2 protein-coding genes are annotated in these 1,914 nt (G+C 57.5%); both read left to right on the forward strand.

Going from position 1 to position 1,914, the window contains the following annotated elements; all coding sequences use genetic code 11:
* Positions 1-1,255: adenylosuccinate synthetase (locus tag EOA75_RS32345; RefSeq protein ID WP_127326100.1), on the forward strand; the 1,255-nt coding region annotated here is incomplete at its 5' end.
* 10 nt (positions 1,256-1,265) lie between these two features.
* On the forward strand, positions 1,266-1,914 hold a 649-nt coding region (locus EOA75_RS32350), incomplete at its 3' end, for a hypothetical protein (protein WP_127326101.1).

Here is a 1,914-nt window from a genome sequence, read left to right on the forward strand (position 1 = left end):
GCGTTACTTGGCACGCAAGGCGGAGATCCGGGACTTCAACAGCTACGACGAGGCACGCGAGCACGGGGCGACGGAAAGCAAGATCGAGACGCTCGCGGAAGTTGCCAACGTGGTTTTGGAAACCCACCGTTCGAGCCCTCGATCGTTGCTGGCCCAGGCAACTGCGGGACTTGGCTTGTTTCCCCGCGAGGTTGCGCGGTGCGTCGACGTTCTGGTAGGCGCTCAGTACGGAAGCGAGGGGAAGGGCAATATCTGTGCCTATCTCGCCAAACGCGAGAAGTATGATGTTCTCATGCGGGTGGGGGGTCCGAATGCTGGGCACAAGGTTGCCGATCCCAAGTACGACTACATTCAACTTCCGTCGGGAACGCAAAGCAATCTTGAGGCGAAGATCCTGATCGGCGCCGGCGCAACTCTCTCAGTCAAGCAGGTGCTCAAGGAGATCTCGGACCTCAAGCTCACCGAAGACAGGCTGTCGATCGATCCACAGGCCATTATCATCGAGGACAGCGACATCGAACAGGAGGCAGGTACCCTGGAGGTCATCGGTTCGACGAAAAAAGGTGTTGGAGTTGCTACGGCGCGAAAAATCCTGGGGCGAGACGGCAACAAATACTTGGGCAGTAAGGTCCGCCTCGCCAAAAATATCGCGGAGTTCAGGCCATTCATCCGTGACACCAAGGTCGAGCTAGAGAAGGCTTATGCTGCCGGCAAGTCGGTGCTCCTCGAGGGCACCCAAGGAACCGATCTCAGCTTGCATCACGGCGAGTACCCATTCGTCACCTCGCGCGAGACAACGGCATCAGGATGTCTCGCCGATGCCGGCATCGCACCAACAAGGGTCCGACAGGTGATCATGGTGATGCGAACCTATCCTATCCGCGTCGGCGGCACGTCCGGGCCGATGATGCACGAGATTACAGTCGAGGACATTGCCGCTCGGAGCGACATCCCTGCGGCAGACCTACACAAGATCGAAGTTGGCACTGTTTCCGGCAAGGAACGCCGCATTGCCGAGTTTGACTGGGAGCAAGTGCGACGCGCCGCTAGCATCAACGGGGTAACGGATATCGCGTTGACCTTCGCTGACTATCTCGGAATCGACAATCGCAAGGCGGAAACCTTCGAGGAGCTCAATGCGACTACTAGGAACTTCATCGAGCGGGTGGAGAAGGTCACCAACGCCCGCGTGTCGCTGATCTCCAAGGATTTCGGCAAGGACGCCGTTATCATTGATCGGCGGCAGTGGGACTGAGGAGCTGCGGGTGCAGGAAAACGAACTAGTCAGCATATATCCGCGGCTGTACCACATGGCGGAGGACGGTTCCTTCCCTTCGATCCGTGACCGAGGCTTGATGAGTGCAACAGCGCTCCTCGATGCTTACGGGATCTCTGGCGAACAGCGGCTTGCCATTGAGGAGAGGCTTCGGCCCGAGAGCGTCGATATCGCAAAGGATGGGCTGCCCAACGCCGTCATCCGTGACAATAAGCCGATGAGCGACAGCGCGCTGCAGAAGTGCCTTCAGGACGGGCTGACACCATTTCAGTGGTACAAGATCCTCAATGGCAAAACCTTCTTTTGGCTCCACAAAAAGCGGCTGAACAGACTTCTGGCAGCCAAAGCATACCGGGATCGCCCGCACACAATTCTAACGTTTGATACTGCGTCTTTAGTCGCCTCGCATCGCGATAAGATCCTCCTTAGCCCAATAAACAGCGGGTCCACGATCATGAATCCCCAACCGAGAGGGAAGGGCACATTCATGAAGATTGCCGACTATCCGTTTGCCGACCGAAGGAAAACGAGACCTTTGGAAAATGCCTTGGTCGAGCTGACCGTCGCCTACAGCGTCCCGGACGCTGCCAGTCATCTTTTGGCAGCGCAACGCGTCGACGGCGACGATATCGAGGACC

The sequence above is a fragment of the Mesorhizobium sp. M1A.F.Ca.IN.022.07.1.1 genome (assembly GCF_003997575.1).
Lineage (GTDB): Bacteria > Pseudomonadota > Alphaproteobacteria > Rhizobiales > Rhizobiaceae > Mesorhizobium.